The organism is Streptomyces sp. RG80, from assembly GCF_040446465.1.
GTDB lineage: Bacteria > Actinomycetota > Actinomycetes > Streptomycetales > Streptomycetaceae > Streptomyces.
The window spans coordinates 187,968-205,945 of the sequence record NZ_JBEAAJ010000004.1 but is presented as its reverse complement, the minus strand read 5'-3'; the positions used below and the strand labels follow the sequence as shown (position 1 = coordinate 205,945).

General features: G+C 68.8%; 14 protein-coding genes and 1 tRNA gene. 3 read left to right on the top strand and 12 right to left on the bottom strand.

The genetic code is table 11. From position 1 onward, the window contains the following. Window positions 1-1,605 (top strand): serine/threonine protein kinase, encoded by a 1,605-nt coding sequence (locus ABKA17_RS15005; protein ID WP_353692526.1) that lies wholly within the window; start codon window positions 1-3, stop codon window positions 1,603-1,605. A 224-nt stretch (window positions 1,606-1,829) separates the two neighbouring features. On the opposite strand, the gene ABKA17_RS15000 is transcribed toward ABKA17_RS15005, so the two are convergent. After that, a complete protein-coding gene (locus tag ABKA17_RS15000; RefSeq protein ID WP_353692525.1) occupies window positions 1,830-3,128 on the bottom strand; it encodes a hypothetical protein in 1,299 nt (432 codons plus the stop codon). A 118-nt stretch (window positions 3,129-3,246) separates the two neighbouring features. Continuing rightward, window positions 3,247-3,375 (bottom strand): DLW-39 family protein, encoded by a 129-nt coding sequence (locus ABKA17_RS14995; protein ID WP_003999697.1) that lies wholly within the window; start codon window positions 3,373-3,375, stop codon window positions 3,247-3,249. 338 nt (window positions 3,376-3,713) lie between these two features. Between ABKA17_RS14995 and ABKA17_RS14990 the strand changes: the two genes are divergently transcribed. Further along, window positions 3,714-4,061, top strand: coding sequence for a DUF6344 domain-containing protein (locus ABKA17_RS14990; RefSeq protein ID WP_353692524.1), 348 nt, complete (start codon window positions 3,714-3,716; stop codon window positions 4,059-4,061). 178 nt (window positions 4,062-4,239) lie between these two features. Here ABKA17_RS14990 and ABKA17_RS14985 read toward each other — a convergent pair whose 3' ends face one another. From ABKA17_RS14985 to dnaA, 10 genes are all read right to left on the bottom strand, one after another. Next, window positions 4,240-4,593: a VOC family protein gene (locus ABKA17_RS14985; protein ID WP_353692523.1), complete on the bottom strand. Its 354-nt coding sequence runs from the start codon at window positions 4,591-4,593 to the stop codon at window positions 4,240-4,242. Between the two features lie 71 nt (window positions 4,594-4,664). Next, window positions 4,665-4,741: transfer RNA gene (locus ABKA17_RS14980), tRNA-Ile, on the bottom strand. A 124-nt stretch (window positions 4,742-4,865) separates the two neighbouring features. Further along, on the bottom strand, window positions 4,866-5,666 hold the full coding sequence (locus ABKA17_RS14975) for a DUF3566 domain-containing protein (protein WP_353692522.1): 801 nt from the start codon (window positions 5,664-5,666) through the stop codon (window positions 4,866-4,868). A gap of 18 nt (window positions 5,667-5,684) precedes the next feature. Next, window positions 5,685-8,279 carry a DNA gyrase subunit A gene (gene gyrA, locus ABKA17_RS14970; RefSeq protein ID WP_353692521.1) on the bottom strand — a complete coding sequence of 865 codons (2,595 nt, stop codon included), beginning with the start codon at window positions 8,277-8,279 and terminating at the stop codon, window positions 5,685-5,687. A 42-nt stretch (window positions 8,280-8,321) separates the two neighbouring features. Further along, the gene (gene gyrB, locus ABKA17_RS14965; RefSeq protein ID WP_353692520.1) at window positions 8,322-10,361 is read right to left on the bottom strand and encodes a DNA topoisomerase (ATP-hydrolyzing) subunit B; all 2,040 of its coding nucleotides are present in this window, start codon (window positions 10,359-10,361) and stop codon (window positions 8,322-8,324) included. Between the two features lie 416 nt (window positions 10,362-10,777). Continuing rightward, on the bottom strand, window positions 10,778-11,314 hold the full coding sequence (locus tag ABKA17_RS14960; protein ID WP_353692519.1) for a DciA family protein: 537 nt from the start codon (window positions 11,312-11,314) through the stop codon (window positions 10,778-10,780). After that, complete coding sequence (recF, locus tag ABKA17_RS14955) at window positions 11,311-12,432, bottom strand: DNA replication/repair protein RecF (RefSeq protein WP_353692518.1); 1,122 nt, start codon at window positions 12,430-12,432, stop codon at window positions 11,311-11,313. The genes ABKA17_RS14960 and recF overlap by 4 nt, the downstream gene beginning before the upstream one ends. Window positions 12,433-12,485: 53 nt before the next feature. Further along, complete coding sequence (gene gnd / locus ABKA17_RS14950; RefSeq protein WP_046256515.1) at window positions 12,486-13,361, bottom strand: phosphogluconate dehydrogenase (NAD(+)-dependent, decarboxylating); 876 nt, start codon at window positions 13,359-13,361, stop codon at window positions 12,486-12,488. Between the two features lie 127 nt (window positions 13,362-13,488). Beyond that, on the bottom strand, window positions 13,489-14,619 hold the full coding sequence (gene dnaN, locus ABKA17_RS14945) for a DNA polymerase III subunit beta (RefSeq protein WP_266824758.1): 1,131 nt from the start codon (window positions 14,617-14,619) through the stop codon (window positions 13,489-13,491). An 881-nt stretch (window positions 14,620-15,500) separates the two neighbouring features. Further along, window positions 15,501-17,447, bottom strand: a complete 1,947-nt coding sequence (gene dnaA / locus ABKA17_RS14940) for a chromosomal replication initiator protein DnaA (RefSeq protein ID WP_353692517.1) — start codon at window positions 17,445-17,447, stop codon at window positions 15,501-15,503. Window positions 17,448-17,821: 374 nt separating this feature from the next. Between dnaA and rpmH the strand changes: the two genes are divergently transcribed. Continuing rightward, entirely contained in the window at window positions 17,822-17,959 is a 138-nt protein-coding gene (rpmH, locus tag ABKA17_RS14935) for a 50S ribosomal protein L34 (protein ID WP_005482975.1), read from the top strand. Window positions 17,960-17,978: the final 19 nt, after the last annotated feature.

The following is a 17,978-nucleotide window of genomic DNA, read 5'->3' as shown; positions in this document are numbered from 1 at the left end:
ATGGGTGAGGTCTTCGCCGGCCGGTACGAACTCGTCGACCCGATCGGGCGCGGAGGTGTGGGCGCCGTCTGGCGTGCCTGGGACCACCGTCGCCGTCGTTATGTCGCCGCCAAGGTGCTCCAGCAGAGCGACGCGCACTCGCTGCTGCGCTTCGTCCGCGAACAGGCGCTGCGGATCGACCACCCCCACGTGCTCGCGCCCGCCAGCTGGGCCGCCGACGACGACAAGGTCCTGTTCACCATGGATCTGGTCGGAGGCGGTTCGCTGGTCCATCTCGTCGGGGACTACGGGCCGCTGCCGCCGTCGTTCGTGTGCACGCTGCTCGACCAGCTCCTGTCGGGGCTGGCGGCGGTGCACGCGGAGGATGTCGTGCACCGGGACGTCAAGCCCGCCAACGTGCTGCTGGAGGCCACCGGTACGGGTCGGCCGCGGCTGCGGCTGTCCGACTTCGGCATCGCCATGCGGCTGGGCGAGCCGCGGCTGACGGAGACCAACCTCGTGGTGGGGACGCCGGGTTACATCTCGCCGGAGCAGATGATGGGCTCGGAGCCGGACTTCCCCGCGGATCTGTTCGCCGTGGGCCTGGTCGCGCTGTATCTCCTGGAGGGCGCCAAGCCGGACGCCAAGGCACTCGTGCAGTACTTCGCGGCGCACGGGACGCCGGCTGCGCCCAAGGGCATTCCCGAGCCGCTGTGGCAGGTCGTGGCCACTCTGGTGCAGCCGGATCCACAGGCGCGGTTCCGCACCGCTACGGGGGCGCGCAAGGCGCTCGCTGCGGCCACGGAGCTCCTTCCGGAGCCGGGTCCCGACGACGAGTTGATCGAGATATTCGACCAACTGGGGCCACTGCCACCGGGGTTCGGCCCGGAGGGGCCGCTCAATCCGGCGCCGGGGGTACGGACGGGGTCCTCCGGTGCGGTGCGCGGGTGGGAGAACACGGGGCCGGTAACGGGGAGCTCCGAGCCCTCCCTCCGGCCCGGGCCGCCCATACCGGACCACGCCCCCGCCTCCATGTGGCCCGGCACCGACTCCGTGCCGCTCGATCCCCGTCGGGGCCCCGCCACCGACGGCGTACCGCCCGATCCCCGTACGGGCACCGAACCGCCACGGCCCGCGTACCGACCCGCCCCCGCGGGCACCGCGCAGCCGCCCGGCATGTCGGACACCGGGAGCTTCCCTCTGCCGCCCCCTCAGGCCACCGGCTCCTCCCCTCGTACGCAGCAGCCGGACGCCCAGGCATCGACACAGCCCCAGCAGGGCGCGCAGCACCAGCCCGCCCCTGTCCCCCAGCGGGTCTCCCCGCAGGTCTCCCCGCACGACCCCACGCATGTCCTGCCCTCCCCCCGCCCACAGGCCCCGCCCTACCCGGGGCCGCCGCCTACGCCTCCGGCGCTGGAGCGCGCCGATGCCTCTACTGCTTCGTACACCGCTCAGGTCCCGCAGGTTCCACCTCCGGCGCAGGAAAGTGCGCGGCGCACCACGGGCAGAGCAGCGGCACGCAGGGCACGACGCCGCCCCGGCCCTCCGGCCAAGGTGGTCATCCCGCTGCTGCTTCTCGCGCTGGCCTGCTACGCCGTGGGTTTCTGGGCCCTGACCCGCATCTGAACGCCCACTCCCACCGGGCACGCCGACCCGCCCGCCCCGTCTGCACCGGGGCCCCAGCCGCTCGCGGCGACCGGCTACGCCGTGAGTTTCTCGGGCCTGACCCGCATCTGAACGCCCACTCATGCCAGGCACGTCGACCTGCCCGCCCCCCCGTACCGCAGCCCCCAGCCGCCCCACCTCGAGTCGCGCAGTGCCCTCGTCCCTGGTCTGAGCGGCGGCCCGCGTTATCCGACCGCCCCGGCCCCCCGCCGACGGGCCACCACCGTCCACGTCCCCAGCACCACCAGCACCAAGGTCCCGCCGCCGATCCCCGCCGCGGCCACCAGCTTCATCACCGGGTCGTCCCCCGCACCCCCACCGGAGCCCTCGCCCTCGGCGGCCGCCTCCCGGTCCTGTGCCGTGACCTCGAAGAGGCCCCGCGGCTCGGACGCGCCCGCGTAGGCGGGGGCCGTCTCGGTCGTGCCGTCGAGCCCTACCCGCAGCGTCACTCCGAAGGCCCGGTCGCCGTACTCCTCGGCCATCCGTGGCGAGAGATGGACGGCCAGGTAGTACGAGCCGGCGAAGCGCATCGCGTTCTGCTGACCGGAGGCGTCGAAGCGGTTGGTGTACTCGACCGGTGGCAAGGGGTTGAGGGAGCCCGTCTTCTGGGTGCCGTTGTAGCCGAGGGCCACGTCGTCGACGGGCACGCGCGCGGGGTTGTACAGCGACGTGGTGAGCGCACCGGTGACGTAGCCGCCGCGGGTCGTGCTGCCCAGTTCTGCGGTGACGTGGAGCTGCTGCCCCCAGTCGACCGGCACTTCGTAGAAGAGGGTCTGCCCGGGCTGGATGTCGGCGCTCCAGACGCCCTCTCGCAGGGGCTCGGCCGCGTCGAAGCCTGCGCCTCCCGGGCGTGGCAGGGCCTTGCTCGTCGGGGGCTGCGGGGGCTCGGAGTTCCAGTCCTGCGGTGCGCTGGTCCCGGCGGCCTGCTCAAGGCGCGGCTCCGACACCGGGGCCAGCTCCAGCTCCCATGCGTCCGGCGACGTGTCCTTCCCGTCGAGGCGCTCGACGAGCACGTAGTGCGGGCCGCCGCCCTTGCAGGAGGTGCGCCGGGAGGAGATCTCCCGCGTCCCCCAGGCCACGATCGGCCGTGGACTGCGGCTCAACCCGAAGGAGGCGCTGTGGACGGAGCACGGGCGGCTGTCGGCGTTCTGGAGGTACACCCTGATGCCGCCGGTGGAGGACACGGTCGCGCCCGCGCGCGGGACGGCGGTGACGGAGACGTACGCGTCGGACGTCGCGTCGAGTGCGAGGGCGTAGTAGAGCTTGCCGCCCGCCGGGAGGGTGCTTCGGTACGTCTCGCCCATGTCTAGGGGCTGGGCGTCCGTGGTGGTCGTGGAGCCGGTGACCGATCGGGCGTCGGAGGCGAACTCGTAAGGGCTGGGTGCATCCGCCGCCAGGGCGCTCTGTCCCGGCAGGAGGACGGCCAGGGCCATTCCCACGGCGGCCGCGCACGCGCCGCGCCATCGCACCGTACGCCGCCCCATCACGCGTCACCCCTCGCCGTCGCCTGAACGTGGCTCATCCTGCCCGGCCGCGTCTCGCGCAACACAAAACCCCGACCGCGAGGGCGGCCGGGGTCTGTTCAGAACCGGATGTCGGTACTCACGAACCCGTGGGCACGGAGTCAGTCGCCTCCGTCCACAGATCCTGCTCGGCGCGATCCGCCTGGATCTGGCGGTACACGAGGAGCCCGCCGATGGCGGCCAGTGCGACCAGGAGAAGCTTCTTCACCGTGCGACCTCGTCTTTCCTTGACGTAGGGGACCTCTGGCGCCCGACTATACACACCGACCGATATCGATCGGTGACCTGCGTCAGCCCCTCAACTTCCGTCCTCCGCACCGCAGTAGAAGCGGATGAGACCACTCCGATCGGAGGGTGATCACACCTCCACGGACGGCGACTTTGGGCTTCCTCCTCCACTCTCCTCCACTTTTCGGGCCTCTTGCACCCATCCGAGTGGTGTTGATCTGAAGATCGACGCGCCATGGGCGTCGGTCCATGATTTCGCGGCCTCCATACACATCATGAGGAAAGTACGCAAATCGCCCAACCCGAAAGTGAGGGGCCATGGCCCAGAACAAGGTCATGAAGCTGTGGATCGCCATCGTCACCGCCTTCCTGGCGCTGTGCACGACGCTCGGACTCATCACCAAGACGGCCGCCGCGGCCGTACCCCCGACCGAGCCGGCCCGCAACAGCACCGCCGAGGCCACGACACCGGCGCCATCCCTGTGGTCCTGGGCCTTCACCAGGGCCCTGCCCCCCACGATGAAGCAGCGCATCCGGGCCGAGGCCCACGGCAAGACCCCCAGCTGCCGCCACCGGCCGCCCACTGACACGGAGGAGTCCGACACCTCCTGCGTGGAGAGCAGCGACACCGCTCCCCTCGAGCCGGCGACTCCCCTCCAGCGCTGACCGCGCGCGCCCTCACCTCCACGACGTACAGGCGAACTTGCGTACAACGCCCGCTACGGCACGACGAAGACCCCCGGTCTCCATGGACCGAGGGTCTTCGTGCTGTGCGGATTCCGAGCACAGGGCTACGTCACAGGGCTCACGACGGACGCGCGCCCAGGGGTTCCTACTGACGTTCCTACTGGCGCCGTTGGCCAAGGACACAGAACTCGTTGCCCTCGGGGTCCGCCATGACGACCCACGACTGCTCGCCCTGACCGATGTCGACCCGCTTCGCACCGTGGGCCTCCAGGCGAGCCACCTCGGCGGCCTGGTCATCGGGCCTGAAGTCGAGATGCAGCCGGCTCTTGACCGTCTTACTCTCCTCGACCCGGACGAAGTCCAACCCCGGCATGCGGTCCGGCGCCGGACGGATCTCGAACTCGTCGTCATCCGCGTGGACCACGACCCAGCCGAGAGCCTCGGCCCACCACTGCCCCAGAGCCGCCGGATCCACCGCGTGAACGATTACCTGTTCCCATTCCAAGGTCATCCGCAGATCCTAGGCAAGCCCGGACGCGACGCCAAAAACCCCCAACCATCACTGGTTGGGGGTCTTCGTGCTGGTGGGGCTAACAGGATTTGAACCTGTGGCCTCATCCTTATCAGGGATGCGCTCTAACCAACTGAGCTATAGCCCCGCCGCGCTCTGCGGTGTGTGTCCCGCGCGCTGACTCCTGAAGATTAGCGCACGACACGGGCAGTCCCAAAATCGGTTGTCGGGGGACCGTCACCGCAGGTTTGAAACGGTGATGGGACTTAATGTCACTCGTCCTCGGCGAGCGTCAGCTCGACGCCGCCGACGAAGCCGGCGGAGAGGTTGTAGATGAACGCGCCGAGGGTCGCGAGCGCCGTCGCGAGGACGACGTCGATGACCGCGATGATCGTCGTGAACATCAGGACGTTCGGCAGTGACAGGAAGGACTGCAGGTCGAAGCCGTTCGACTCGTTGGAGCCGGTCGCCTCGGAGATGGTGCCGCCGACGGTCGAGAAGACGCCCATCGCGTCCATGACCATCCACAGCACCGCGGCCGCCACGATCGTGCAGATGCCGAGCGCGATGGAGAGCAGGAAGCTGACCTTCATCACCGACCACGGGTCGGCCTTCGCCACCCGCAGCCGTGCCTTGCGAGTGCGCGGCGTGGTGCGCGCGCCGGTGCGCGGGCGGCGTACGGCGCCCGCGGTGGCGGTGGCCTGCGCCGGGTAGGCCTGCGGCGGGTGGTAGGGCCCGGCGGCCTGCTGCGGGCCGCGCTCCCCGGGCAGCGGGGACGGCGCCGGCGGCTCAGCCGAAGGCTGCTGCGGCGGCTGTGCGCCCGGAGCAGCCGAGCCCGCGCCGGCCGCGTACTGCTGGGTCTGCGGGCCTCGGGTGTCCGTCACAGTTCCCCCCTGTGATCCAGATGCGTCGGGCGAGGGAGAGTCCTTCGCGGGCGACTTGATCGCTTTCAGCTGGGTCGTGTGCGAATCTGTCGCCCGCGCGGCGGAGCCACGGCCACCGCCGTCCATGTCCGTACCGGCCTGAGAACCGGTAGACGTACCGGACGATCCGGCGCCCGTGGCTCCGCTCACGCTGACTCACTCCTCGTGCTACTCGGCCGGGGGCGCCTCGCCCTCGTCCGTGCCGGTGGTCGCGGCACCCTCGGCGGTCTCGTCGACGGCGTCATCGCCCTCGACCTCCTCCGCCTCGCGTCCCGCCTCGGCGTTACGTGCGATACCCACGACGGCATCGCGCTTGCCCAGGTTGATCAGTTGGACGCCCATGGTGTCACGGCCCGTCTCCCTGACCTCGTTGACTCGCGTACGAATCACACCGCCCCCCAGTGTGATGGCGAGGATCTCGTCGGTCTCCTCGACCACCAGCGCGCCGACGAGAGAACCACGGTCCTCCACGATCTTGGCGGCCTTGATGCCGAGGCCGCCGCGACCCTGGACGCGGTATTCGTCGACGGCGGTCCGCTTCGCGTACCCACCGTCTGTGGCAGTGAACACGAACGTACCGGGTCGAACAACATTCATCGAGAGCAGCTGGTCTCCCTCACGGAAACTCATGCCCTTGACACCCGAGGTCGCACGGCCCATGGGACGCAGTGCGTCATCGGTGGCCGTGAACCTGATCGATTGGGCTTTCTTGCTGATCAGAAGCAGATCGTCCTCGGCCGAAACGAGCTCGGCTCCGATCAGTTCGTCGTCCGAACCGTCCTCCGTCTCCCGGAGGTTGATCGCGATGACGCCTCCGGAACGCGGCGAATCGTAATCCTTCAGAGGCGTCTTCTTCACCAGACCGCCCTTGGTGGCCAGGATCAGATACGGCGCCACCTCGTAGGTACGGATCGCGAGGATCTCGGCGATCGCCTCGTCCGGCTGGAAGGCCAGCAGGTTCGCGACGTGCTGTCCACGCGCGTCACGCCCGGCGTCGGGAAGCTCGTACGCCTTCGCCCGGTAGACCCGGCCCTTGTTGGTGAAGAACAGCAGCCAGTGGTGGGTCGTGGACACGAAGAAGTGGTCGACGATGTCGTCTTCCTTGAGCTTCGTGCCGCGCACGCCCTTGCCGCCGCGCTTCTGGGCACGGTAGTCGTCGGCCTTGGTGCGCTTGACGTAGCCGCCGCGCGTGACGGTGACGACGATGTCCTCTTCGGCGATGAGGTCCTCGATGGACATGTCACCGTCGTAGGGCACCAGCATGGTCTTGCGGTCGTCGCCGTACTTCTCGACGATCACCGCGAGTTCCTCGCTGACGATGCCGCGCTGGCGGACCGGCGAGGCCAGGATCTCGTTGTACTCGGTGATCTTCGCCTGGAGTTCGTCGTGCTCCTGGATGATCTTCTGGCGCTCCAGGGCGGCCAGTCGGCGCAGCTGCATCTCGAGGATGGCGTTGGCCTGGATCTCGTCGATCTCCAGGAGCTCCATCAGGCCCGTGCGCGCGATGTCGACGGTGTCGCTGCGCCGGATCAGCGCGATGACCTCGTCGATGGCGTCCAGGGCCTTCAGCAGGCCACGCAGGATGTGCGCCCGCTCCTCGGCCTTGCGCAGCCGGAACTTCGTACGCCGGACGATGACCTCGATCTGGTGCGTCACCCAGTGCCGGATGAACGCGTCCAGCGAGAGCGTGCGCGGAACGCCGTCGACCAGGGCCAGCATGTTGGCGCTGAAGTTCGACTGCAGATCCGTGTGCTTGTAGAGGTTGTTGAGGACGACCTTGGCGACCGCGTCCCTCTTCAGCACGATGACCAGACGCTGGCCGGTACGCGAGCTGGACTCGTCGCGGACGTCCGCGATGCCGCCGACCTTGCCGTCCTTGACCAGGTCGGCGATCTTCTGCGCGAGGTTGTCGGGGTTGGTCTGGTACGGCAGTTCCGTGACCACCAGACACTGGCGGTTCTGGATCTCCTCGACCTCGACGACCGCACGCATGGTGATCGAGCCACGGCCCGTGCGGTACGCCTCCTCGATGCCCTTGCGGCCCACGACGAGCGCGCCGGTCGGGAAGTCGGGGCCCTTGACCCGCTCGATCAGGGCGTCCAGGAGCTCCTCGTGGGAGGCGTCCGGGTTCTCCAGGTACCACTGGGCGCCGGCCGCGACCTCGCGCAGGTTGTGCGGCGGGATGTTGGTCGCCATGCCGACCGCGATGCCGGCCGAGCCGTTGATCAGCAGGTTCGGGAAGCGGGCCGGCAGGACGGTCGGCTCCTGGGAGCGGCCGTCGTAGTTGTCCGTGAAGTCGACGGTCTCCTCGTCGATGTCGCGGACCATCTCCATGGACAGCGGCATCATCTTGCACTCGGTGTACCGCATGGCGGCCGCCGGGTCGTTGCCGGGAGATCCGAAGTTGCCGTTGGAGTCCACCAGCGGCATCCGCATCGACCACGGCTGCGCGAGACGGACCAGCGCGTCGTAGATCGAGGAGTCGCCGTGCGGGTGGTAGTTGCCCATCACGTCGCCGACGACGCGGGCGCACTTGTAGAAGCCCTTCTCGGGCCGGTAGCCGCCGTCGTACATGGCGTACAGGACGCGGCGGTGGACGGGCTTGAGGCCGTCCCGGACGTCGGGCAGCGCACGCGCCACGATGACGGACATCGCGTAGTCGAGGTACGAGCGCTGCATCTCCGTCTCGAGCCCGACGGGCTCGATGCGGACCGTGCTGTCGCCGCCTTCTTCAGGCGTAACGGGAGTGTTCTCGTCGGCCATTGCTGGTGAGGATCCTTCCTGGTGCGGTCAGCTGAGACCGACTCAGATGTCGAGGAAGCGGACGTCCTTGGCGTTGCGCTGGATGAACGCGCGGCGGGCCTCGACGTCCTCGCCCATCAGGACCGAGAACAGGTCGTCGGCCTGGGCGGCGTCGTCGAGGGTGACCTGGCCGAGGACCCGGTGCTCGATGTCCATGGTGGTGATGCGCAGCTCCTCGGCGTTCATCTCGCCGAGACCCTTGAAGCGCTGGATCGAGTCGTCCCTGATCCGCTTGCCGTTCTGCCGGCCCAGCTCGATGAGGGCGTCGCGCTCACGGTCCGAGTACGCGTACTCGAAGTCGTCCCGGCCCCACTTGATCTTGAACAGCGGCGGACGGGACAGGAACACGTGCCCGGCCTCGACCAGCGGCCGCATGAAGCGGAACAGGAAGGTCAGCAGCAGGGTGTTGATGTGCTGGCCGTCGACGTCGGCGTCCGCCATCAGGATGATCTTGTGATAACGGAGCTTCTCGATGTCGAAGTCCTCGTGCACACCCGTGCCGAAGGCCGAGATCAGCGCCTGGATCTCCTGGTTCTGCAGGATCTTGTCGATCCGCGCCTTCTCGACGTTGAGGATCTTGCCTCGGATCGGGAGGATCGCCTGGTACTGCGGGTTGCGGCCGGACTTGGCCGAACCGCCGGCGGAGTCACCCTCGACGATGAAGATCTCGCACTTGGTCGGGTCGTTCGACTGGCAGTCGGAGAGCTTGCCCGGCAGCGACGCCGACTCCAGCAGGCCCTTACGCCGCGTCAGGTCACGGGCCTTGCGGGCCGCCACGCGCGCGGTGGCCGCCTGGATGCCCTTGCGGACGATGTCCGCGGCCTCGACCGGGTTGCGGTCCAGCCAGTCGTTGAGGTGCTCGTAGACGGCCTTCTGCACGAAGGTCTTCGCCTCCGTGTTGCCCAGCTTGGTCTTCGTCTGGCCCTCGAACTGCGGCTCGCTCAGCTTGATCGAGATGATCGCCGTCAGACCCTCGCGGATGTCGTCACCCGTGAGGTTGTCGTCCTTCTCACGCAGCAGCTTCTTGTCGCGCGCGTACTTGTTGATCAGGTTCGTGAGCGCCGCGCGGAAGCCCTCTTCGTGCGTACCGCCCTCGTGCGTGTGGATGATGTTGGCGAACGAGTACACACCCTCGGTGTAGCCGCCGTTCCACTGCATCGCGACCTCGAGCGAGAGGTTGCGCTCCTTGTCCTCGGCCTCGAGGTCGATGATCGAGGGGTGGACCGCCTCTCCCTTGCGGGAGTTGAGGTACTTCACGAAGTCGACGATGCCGCCCTCGTAGTAGTACGAGACGGTCTTGACCTCGAACTTCTCGTCCTCGCCCGCCTCGTCCGCGCCGGCCGTGGCCTTCGCCGACTCGCGCTCGTCGGTGAGGTTGATGCGCAGGCCCTTGTTGAGGAACGCCATCTCCTGGAAGCGCCGCGAGAGCGTCTCGAAGGAGTAGACGGTCGTCTCGAAGATGTCCGGGTCGGCCCAGAAGGTGACCGTGGTGCCGGTCTCGGTGGTGGCCTCGTGGCGCTCGAGCGGAGCGGTGGGCGCGCCGCCCTTGTACTCCTGCGTCCAGCGGTAGCCGTCGGTCCTGATGTCGACGGCGAGCTTGGTGGACAGCGCGTTCACCACGGAGACACCGACGCCGTGCAGACCGCCGGAGACGGCGTAGCCGCCGCCGCCGAACTTGCCGCCCGCGTGCAGCACGGTGAGGACGACCTCGACGGCCGGCTTCTTCTCCACGGGGTGGATGCCCACCGGGATGCCACGGCCGTTGTCGACCACGCGCACGCCGCCGTCGGCGAGGATCGTCACGTCGATGGTGTCCGCGTGTCCGGCCAGCGCCTCGTCGACCGAGTTGTCGACGACCTCCTGCACGAGGTGGTGCAGGCCGCGCTCGCCGGTCGAGCCGATGTACATACCGGGTCGCTTGCGAACCGCGTCCAGACCCTCGAGGACGGTGATGGCACTGGCGTCGTACGAGGCGGTGACCTCGCCGTTGGCGCCGGCGCCGGTGGACGGGATGTTCTCGTTGGGGTTGCCGGAATCGGCCACGAAGCGCCCTTTCTGGCACAGCACGAGCCAAGCTCTTCGGCGGGTTGCCGGAGCGGCTGCGGCATGTTGCGTTGGTAAGCCTTGATCAGCGTTGCTCAGCTTGTCCCGGACGGTCCCCACGAGTGGGGCGGGATTAGCTTCCAGTCTACCGGTAGCGCCGACAGTGATGGGGGTTTGCCGGTACCTGAGTCCGCATGTGCCGCCCTGAATCCTCCTCCGCCGGGTCCCCATATACGGAGCAGGGCTCCAAGAGGCTCACGGAGGCACTCAGCGCTTCGGACTGTCAACCCTTGGCTACTTGGGAGTCAGGTAGCTGTTCGCATCCGCGCGCGGTTGCACGACACAGCGGCCGCCGACGGTCCCTCGAGGCCGCCGACGGCCGCAGATGTGATGTCTGTCACCCGAAGGTTTGCCCGTCACCCATAGGTGTCTCCGGGACCCGTGCTCCCCGGGGCCCGCAGCGGTCCATAGCGCCGGGGCGGCCCCCCGGGCCCCTGCACCTTGATCACCTTCACCGCGCCGTGCCCGAGGTCCTCGTTGAGCCGGGCGACCAGCGTCGGCGCGAGCAGCCGCAGATTGGTCGCCCAGGCCGTGGAGTCACAGCGCACGATCAGGACCCGCTCGTCCTCGTCGTACTTCTCCGGCTCGCAGTGCTTGGCCACGTCCTCGCCGACGATCTCCGGCCAGCGCCCCATCACACCGCCCACCGCCGCCGGCGCCTCCCAACCGCGCTCACTGATGAGCCGGTTGATCGCCGAACCCAGCGCCATGGGATCGCGCCCGTCGGCACGCGCCCCGGACCGCAGCCCGCCGCGCCGCGCCTGCTTCTTCTGCTGCGCGGCGTCCCCACGCGCGCGTGCGGCCTCCTTGGCCGCCCTGAGCGCCACCCGCGCGAGGTCCACACCGGACGGCTCGGGGGAGCTCTTCTTCGGGTCGGATCCGTCGCCGCTCACGCGCGCTCCACCACCCCGTCCGCCACCGAGTACCGCGCCCCCACCAGCAGATGCGGTACGTCGTCGTCGACCGCGGCCGTCACCAGCACCTGCTCACCGGGCGCCACCAACTCCGCCAGCCGCTCACGCCGCCGGGTGTCCAGCTCCGCGAACACGTCGTCGAGGACCAGCACCGGCTCGTTGCCCTCCGCCCGCAACAGGTCGTACGACGCCAGGCGCAGCGCCAGCGCGTAGGACCAGGACTCGCCGTGCGAGGCGTATCCCTTGGCGGGCAGCTGACCGAGTTTGAAAAGCAAATCGTCCCGATGAGGGCCTACGAGGGTGACGCCCCGCTCGATCTCCTGCTTGCGGGCCTCCGCGAGCGCCCCCATCAGCTGCTCGTAGAGATCCTCGCGCGTGTGGGCCTCACCGGGCGCCGACGGCTTGTACTCCAGGGCGATCGGGCCGCCGCCGGGGGCCAGCTGCTCGTACGCCTTGTCGGCCAGCGGCTGGATCGCTGCGATCAGGTCGAGGCGCTGGGCGAGCAACTCGGCGCCCGCGCGCGCGAGGTGCTGGTCCCAGACGTCGAGGGTGGAGAGGTCCATCGAGCGGCCGCCGTGGCGCCGGGCCAGCGCGGCCGACTTCAGCAGGGTGTTGCGCTGCTTGAGGACCCGCTCGTAGTCGGAGCGCACGCCGGCCATCCGCGGGGAGCGCGCGGTGATCAGTTCGTCGAGGAACCGGCGGCGCTCACCGGGGTCGCCCTTGACCAGGGCGAGATCCTCCGGCGCGAACAGCACGGTCCGCACGATGCCGAGCACGTCACGCGGCCTGACCTGCGAGGACCTGTTGATACGGGCACGGTTGGACTTGCCCGGGTTCAGCTCCAGCTCGACCAGCTGCTGCCGCTCGCCCTGCTTGACCTGCGCCCGGATCACCGCGCGGTCGGCGCCCATGCGGACCAGGGGCGCGTCGGAGGAGACGCGGTGGCTGCCGAGGGTGGCGAGATAGCCGACCGCCTCGACCAGGTTCGTCTTGCCCTGTCCGTTGGGGCCGACGAAGGCGGTGACGCCCGGGTCGAGCGGAACCTCGACCCGGGCGTACGAGCGGAAGTCGGCCAGCGACAGATGCGTGACGTGCATGGTCGGGCGCCGACCTTCCCCAGCTTGTGGGCCGTTGTGAACAGCCCTGTGGATTACTTCTTCTCGACCGCGTGGCCGCCGAACTGGTTGCGCAGCGCCGCGATCATCTTCATCTGCGGCGAGTCGTCCTGACGGGACGCGAACCGCGCGAACAGGGACGCGGTGATCGCCGGCAGCGGTACCGCGTTGTCGATGGCGGCTTCCACAGTCCAGCGGCCCTCGCCGGAGTCCTGTGCATAACCGCGCAGCTTGTCCAGGTGCTCGTCCTCGTCGAGGGCGTTGACCGCGAGGTCCAGCAGCCAGGAACGAATGACCGTGCCCTCCTGCCAGGAGCGGAAGACCTCGCGCACGTCCGTGACGGAGTCGACCTTCTCCAGGAGCTCCCAGCCCTCGGCGTAGGCCTGCATCATCGCGTACTCGATGCCGTTGTGGACCATCTTCGAGAAGTGGCCCGCGCCCACCTTGCCGGCGTGCACGGCACCGAAGTCGCCCTCGGGCTTGAGTGCGTCGAAGACCGGCTGCACCTTGGCGATGTTCTCGGCGTCGCCGCCGTACATCAGCGCGTAGCCGTTCTCCAGGCCCCACACGCCGCCGGAGACACCGCAGTCCACGAAGCCGATGCCCTTGGCAGCGAGCTCCTCGGCGTGCTTCTCGTCGTCCGTCCAGCGGGAGTTGCCGCCGTCCACCACGACGTCGCCCGGCTCCAGGAGCTCGGCCAGCTCGTCGACGGTCGACTGGGTCGCGGCACCGGCCGGGACCATCACCCAGACCACGCGCGGGCCCTTGAGCTTGCCCACAAGCTCTTCGAGGCTGTGGACATCGGCGAGGTCCGGGTTGCGGTCGTATCCGATGACGGTGTGACCTGCGCGGCGGATCCGCTCGCGCATGTTGCCGCCCATCTTGCCGAGGCCGACGAGACCGAGCTCCATCAGTGGTTCCTTAGGTTGCTGTGGCGTGAGTGGCACCTTCGTACCTACGTCCGAGCCTAAACCCGGACGCTCACGCACACCTGTGGGCATACGCGCTCAAACGTATGCCCCCACCTGGGGCTTTGGCTCAGCCGCTGAGGCGCACCGGCATGATCAGGTACTTGTAGGCCTCGTCCGCCTCGGCGTCCAGCGCCGGCTTCCCGCTGAGCAGCGCGGGCTTCGTGGACGTCGTGAAGGACAGCTGGGCGACCGGGGAGTCGATGGCGCTCAGACCGTCCAGCAGGAAGGTCGGGTTGAAGGCGATCGACACGTCGTCGCCCTCCAACTGGGCGTCGACCCTCTCCACAGCCTGTGCGTCGTCGCTGGAGCCGGCCTCCAGGATGAGCACGCCCTGCTCGAAGCTGAGCCGCACCGGGGTGTTCCGCTCGGCGACCAGCGCGACACGCTTGACTGCCTCCACGAAGGGGGCGGTCTCGATCACGGCGATGGAGTTGAACTCCGTCGGGAACAGCGAGCGGTACTTCGGGAGGTCGCCCTCCAGCAGACGGGTCGTCGTACGACGCCCGGCGCCCTCGAAGCCGATGAGGCCCTCGCCCGCACCGGAGCCGGAGAGCGCCAGGGTGACGCTGTCGCCGCTCGTGAGGGCCTTGGCGGTGTCCAGGAGCGTCTTGGCGGGCACCAGGGCCACCGCGGACGCCTCGGGGTTCTCCGGCTTCCACAGGAACTCGCGGACCGCGAAGCGGTAGCGGTCGGTGGAGGCCAGCGTGACGGTGTCGCCCTCGATCTCGATGCGCACACCGGTCAGGACAGGCAGCGTGTCGTCGCGGCCGGCCGCGATGGCGACCTGCGCGGCGGCGGAGGCGAAGACCTCACCGGGGACAGTGCCGGTGGCGGTCGGCATCTGCGGCAGCGCCGGGTACTCCTCCACAGGCAGGGTGTGGAGTGTGAATCGCGAGGAGCCGCAGACCACGGTCGCCCGTACACCGTCTGTGGAAATCTCCACCGGACGGTTGGGGAGCGCGCGGCAGATGTCGGCGAGGAGTCGGCCGGACACCAGGACCGTGCCCTCCTCCTCGACCTCCGCTTCCACGGACACCCGCGCGGAGACCTCGTAGTCGAAGCTGGACAGGCTCAGCTGGCCGTCCTCGGCCTTCAGCAGAAGGCCGGCGAGGACAGGCGCCGGCGGGCGGGCCGGGAGGCTGCGTGCCGCCCAGGCCACTGCCTCCGCGAGTACGTCGCGTTCCACCCGGATCTTCACTGTTGCCGCCTCCTGCTGTTGCCGGCGCTTCTTCGGCCTGCCTGGCTTCGTCGTCTGTCTCGGTGTCGTCGGCCCCTGTGAGGGGAAGGACGCCGGGGAACAGTCTGACGCACCCCACTGACAGTAGGTGCCTCTCGGGGTCAAGTCGTGACGAGGGGCAGCCGGGGGCCGGACAGCGAGTTGTGCACAGGACCCCCTTCGAAACGGATTCCCAGCTCTCTCTAGTTGGGAGTAGTAGTAGGGGCTGTGGAAACGGTGGATAACCGCGTTTTCGCAGGTCAGACCGGAAATTTTGTCCACGGACCCTGTGGGTGACGCCGGTGGACAACTAGCCCCGTCTGTGGAGAACAGAAAGTTCTGCACACTCCATGCACAGCCTGGGGCGAGTTCTCCCCAGCGCCGTCCCCAGCTTTCGCCCCGTTTCCCACAGGGCTACCCGGCACCTTCGTGTGACGCCTTTCACTCGACCCGGTGAGGAGCCGCGTCGCGTTGCCGAACAGTGGACATCCATGTGGAGAAACTGGCGATCACTGGGGACAACCGGCCTCGGCCTGTGGGTTGCCGGTGGACAACTTCATGCACAGCCTGTGGATCTTTTCTCTGTCCACAGCCTGTGGAGATCCTTCGTCCACGAATCCACAACCAGATGACCTGCCCTGATGGTCTTTCAACAGGTTCCCCTGTGGACACAGTCTGGACAACTTCCCAGTCCCCAGGGTGTGGACGGGAAAAAGTCACCGAATCTGTGGAGGGAGGCCGTAACTCGGCGGCTATTCGAACACCGGGCTACGGCGGCATGACGGCCGAACGCGGGGCAGCATGCGAAAGGGCGCCCTCGGGAACTCGTCCCGGGGCGCCCTCAGCGACGTACGGCGGCGCTGTCAGCCGTTCTTGATGCGGTTCGTCAGCTCGGTCACCTGGTTGTAGATGGAGCGCCGCTCGGCCATCAGATTGCGGATCTTGCGGTCGGCGTGCATGACCGTGGTGTGGTCGCGGCCGCCGAAGAGGGCGCCGATCTTGGGCAGGGAGAGGTCCGTGAGCTCCCGGCACAGGTACATGGCGATCTGCCGTGCGGTCACCAGCGCGCGGCCGCGCGAGGTGCCGCACAGGTCCTCGACCGTGAGGCCGAAGTAGTCCGCGGTCGCGCTCATGATGGCGGTCGAGGTGATCTCCGGGGCCGAGTCGTCGCCCCCGGGGATCAGATCCTTCAGGACGATCTCGGTCAGGCCCAGGTCCACCGGCTGCCGGTTCAGCGAGGCGAACGCCGTCACCCGGATCAGCGCGCCCTCCAGCTCGCGGATGTTCCGCGAGATCCGCGAGGCGATGAACTCCAGCACCTCCGGCGGAGCGTTGAGCTGCTCCTGGACCGCCTTCTTGCGCAGGATCGCGATCCGCGTCTCCAGCTCGGGCGGCTGTACGTCGGTGATCAGACCCCACTCGAAACGGTTCCGCAGCCGGTCCTCCAGCGTGACCAGCTGCTTGGGCGGCCGGTCGCTGGAGAGCACGATCTGCTTGTTGGCGTTGTGGAGCGTGTTGAAGGTGTGGAAGAACTCCTCCTGCGTCGACTCCTTGTCCGCGAGGAACTGGATGTCGTCGACGAGCAGGATGTCCATCTCCCGGTACCGCTTGCGGAAGCTGTCGCCCTTGCCGTCGCGGATGGAGTTGATGAACTCGTTGGTGAACTCCTCCGAGCTCACGTACCGCACGCGCGTGCCGGGATACAGGCTGCGCGCGTAGTGCCCGATCGCGTGCAGCAGGTGCGTCTTTCCGAGCCCGGACTCCCCGTAGATGAAGAGGGGGTTGTACGCCTTCGCCGGCGCCTCGGCAACGGCGACCGCGGCGGCGTGCGCGAAGCGGTTGGAAGCGCCGATGACGAACGTGTCGAAGAGGTACTTCGGGTTCAGCCGTGCCGTCGGCTCACCGGGACCGCTCGCCGGCGCGGGCTTCGCGGCCAGCGGGCTCGGGGCGCCACTGGACGGGGGCACCGCCGGGCCGCCGCGGTGCACGTGACCTGCGCCGGAGGGCGGCTCGGGCAGGTCGCGGCGGGGACCGGGCTGGTCGTAGTCGGAGGAGCCGCGCTTGTCGTAGTCCGCGCGCTGGTCGTCGTAGGAGGGCCGCTGCTGCTCGTAGTCGGAGCGCTGGCCGTGGTGGGGTGCACGGTCCATCGGCTGCGGGCGGTAGTCCTGCGACGGCGAGGAGTACGCGTCCTGGGCGTACGGCTCCTGCGAGGGCGGCGACGCGTACGGGTCCCGCTCGGGGAAGCCGAGGCGCGGCTGCTGCCAGCTGTACTCGTCCTGCTGCGGGCGCGGCCAGGCGCCGGGCTCGGGGCGCTGGTATTCGCTCGGGTAGGCGGGGCGCGCGACGGGCAGCTGGTCGTTCTGTTCGGGGCGGCCCGGCCGGCTGTCGTCGGCGCGGTGGCGGCCGTAGCCCTCGTACTGGCCCTCGTATGTGTTGTCGTACTGGCTGTCGTACTGGTTGGAGGGGGGCTCGGGCTCGTCGTAGCGCGGCTGGGGGCGGGCGGCCGGGGGTGCCGGCGGGGCCGGAGGTTCGCCGGCGGAGTCGTCGACGGTGATCGCGATACGGATCGGACGGCCGCACTCGCGGCTCAGGGTCTCGCTGACGATCGGCGCGAGCCGGCCTTCCAGTACGCCCTTCGCAAATTCGTTCGGTACGGCGAGCAGGGCCGTGTCGGCGACCAGCGCGAGGGGCTGGCAGCGGCGGATCCAGTGCTCGTCCTTGGTTTCGACGCCCTGCCCACGTCCCCCGTCGAGGAGCTGCTCGAGTACTCGTGGCCACACTGCGGCAAGATCGGCAGGTACGTCAGCCACAGGGCACGCTCTCTCACGGGGTCCCACGAACGTGTGGTTGTGGGACGAGTCGGGATTCAACTGGGGTGGGGCAGTTACAAGGGAACGAATCGGAGTTCAGCCACGGTAGTCAGGGCGACGGGTGCGGTTCAAGTTGTTGTCCCCAGCCTGTGGATAGTGTCTCCCGGTGGCCGCTGGTTTGACCGGATGGCGCAGCCGCGCGTACCGTAACCAGGTCGAGTTGTCGATGGCTGCTGCCGCCTGCCTCCGATGGGCCAAGATCGCGTCAGGTGATCGGGAAGCGGTGCACTCGGGCGTAACGAGAGCTACTCGTGGGCGCACGGTGACAGCCAGGACGGCACCCGCCACCACCGATTGATTTCTGGAGCCCCCGAGTGAGCAAGCGCACCTTCCAGCCGAACAACCGTCGTCGCGCGAAGACCCACGGCTTCCGCCTGCGGATGCGTACCCGTGCCGGTCGCGCGATTCTCGCGAACCGCCGCAGCAAGGGTCGCGCCAGCCTGTCCGCCTGATCCTGATCAGGTCATGACG

What these genes read in the sequence shown, in the direction of transcription:
- ABKA17_RS15005 (WP_353692526.1), top strand. Translation starts at nt 1, where the DNA reads ATGGGTGAGGTCTTCGCCGGCCGGTACGAACTCGTCGACCCGATCGGG.
- ABKA17_RS15000 (WP_353692525.1), bottom strand. Translation starts at nt 3,128, where the DNA reads ATGGGGCGGCGTACGGTGCGATGGCGCGGCGCGTGCGCGGCCGCCGTG.
- ABKA17_RS14990 (WP_353692524.1), top strand. Translation starts at nt 3,714, where the DNA reads ATGGCCCAGAACAAGGTCATGAAGCTGTGGATCGCCATCGTCACCGCC.
- ABKA17_RS14985 (WP_353692523.1), bottom strand. Translation starts at nt 4,593, where the DNA reads ATGACCTTGGAATGGGAACAGGTAATCGTTCACGCGGTGGATCCGGCG.
- gyrA (WP_353692521.1), bottom strand. Translation starts at nt 8,279, where the DNA reads ATGGCCGACGAGAACACTCCCGTTACGCCTGAAGAAGGCGGCGACAGC.
- recF (WP_353692518.1), bottom strand. Translation starts at nt 12,432, where the DNA reads ATGCACGTCACGCATCTGTCGCTGGCCGACTTCCGCTCGTACGCCCGG.
- gnd (WP_046256515.1), bottom strand. Translation starts at nt 13,361, where the DNA reads ATGGAGCTCGGTCTCGTCGGCCTCGGCAAGATGGGCGGCAACATGCGC.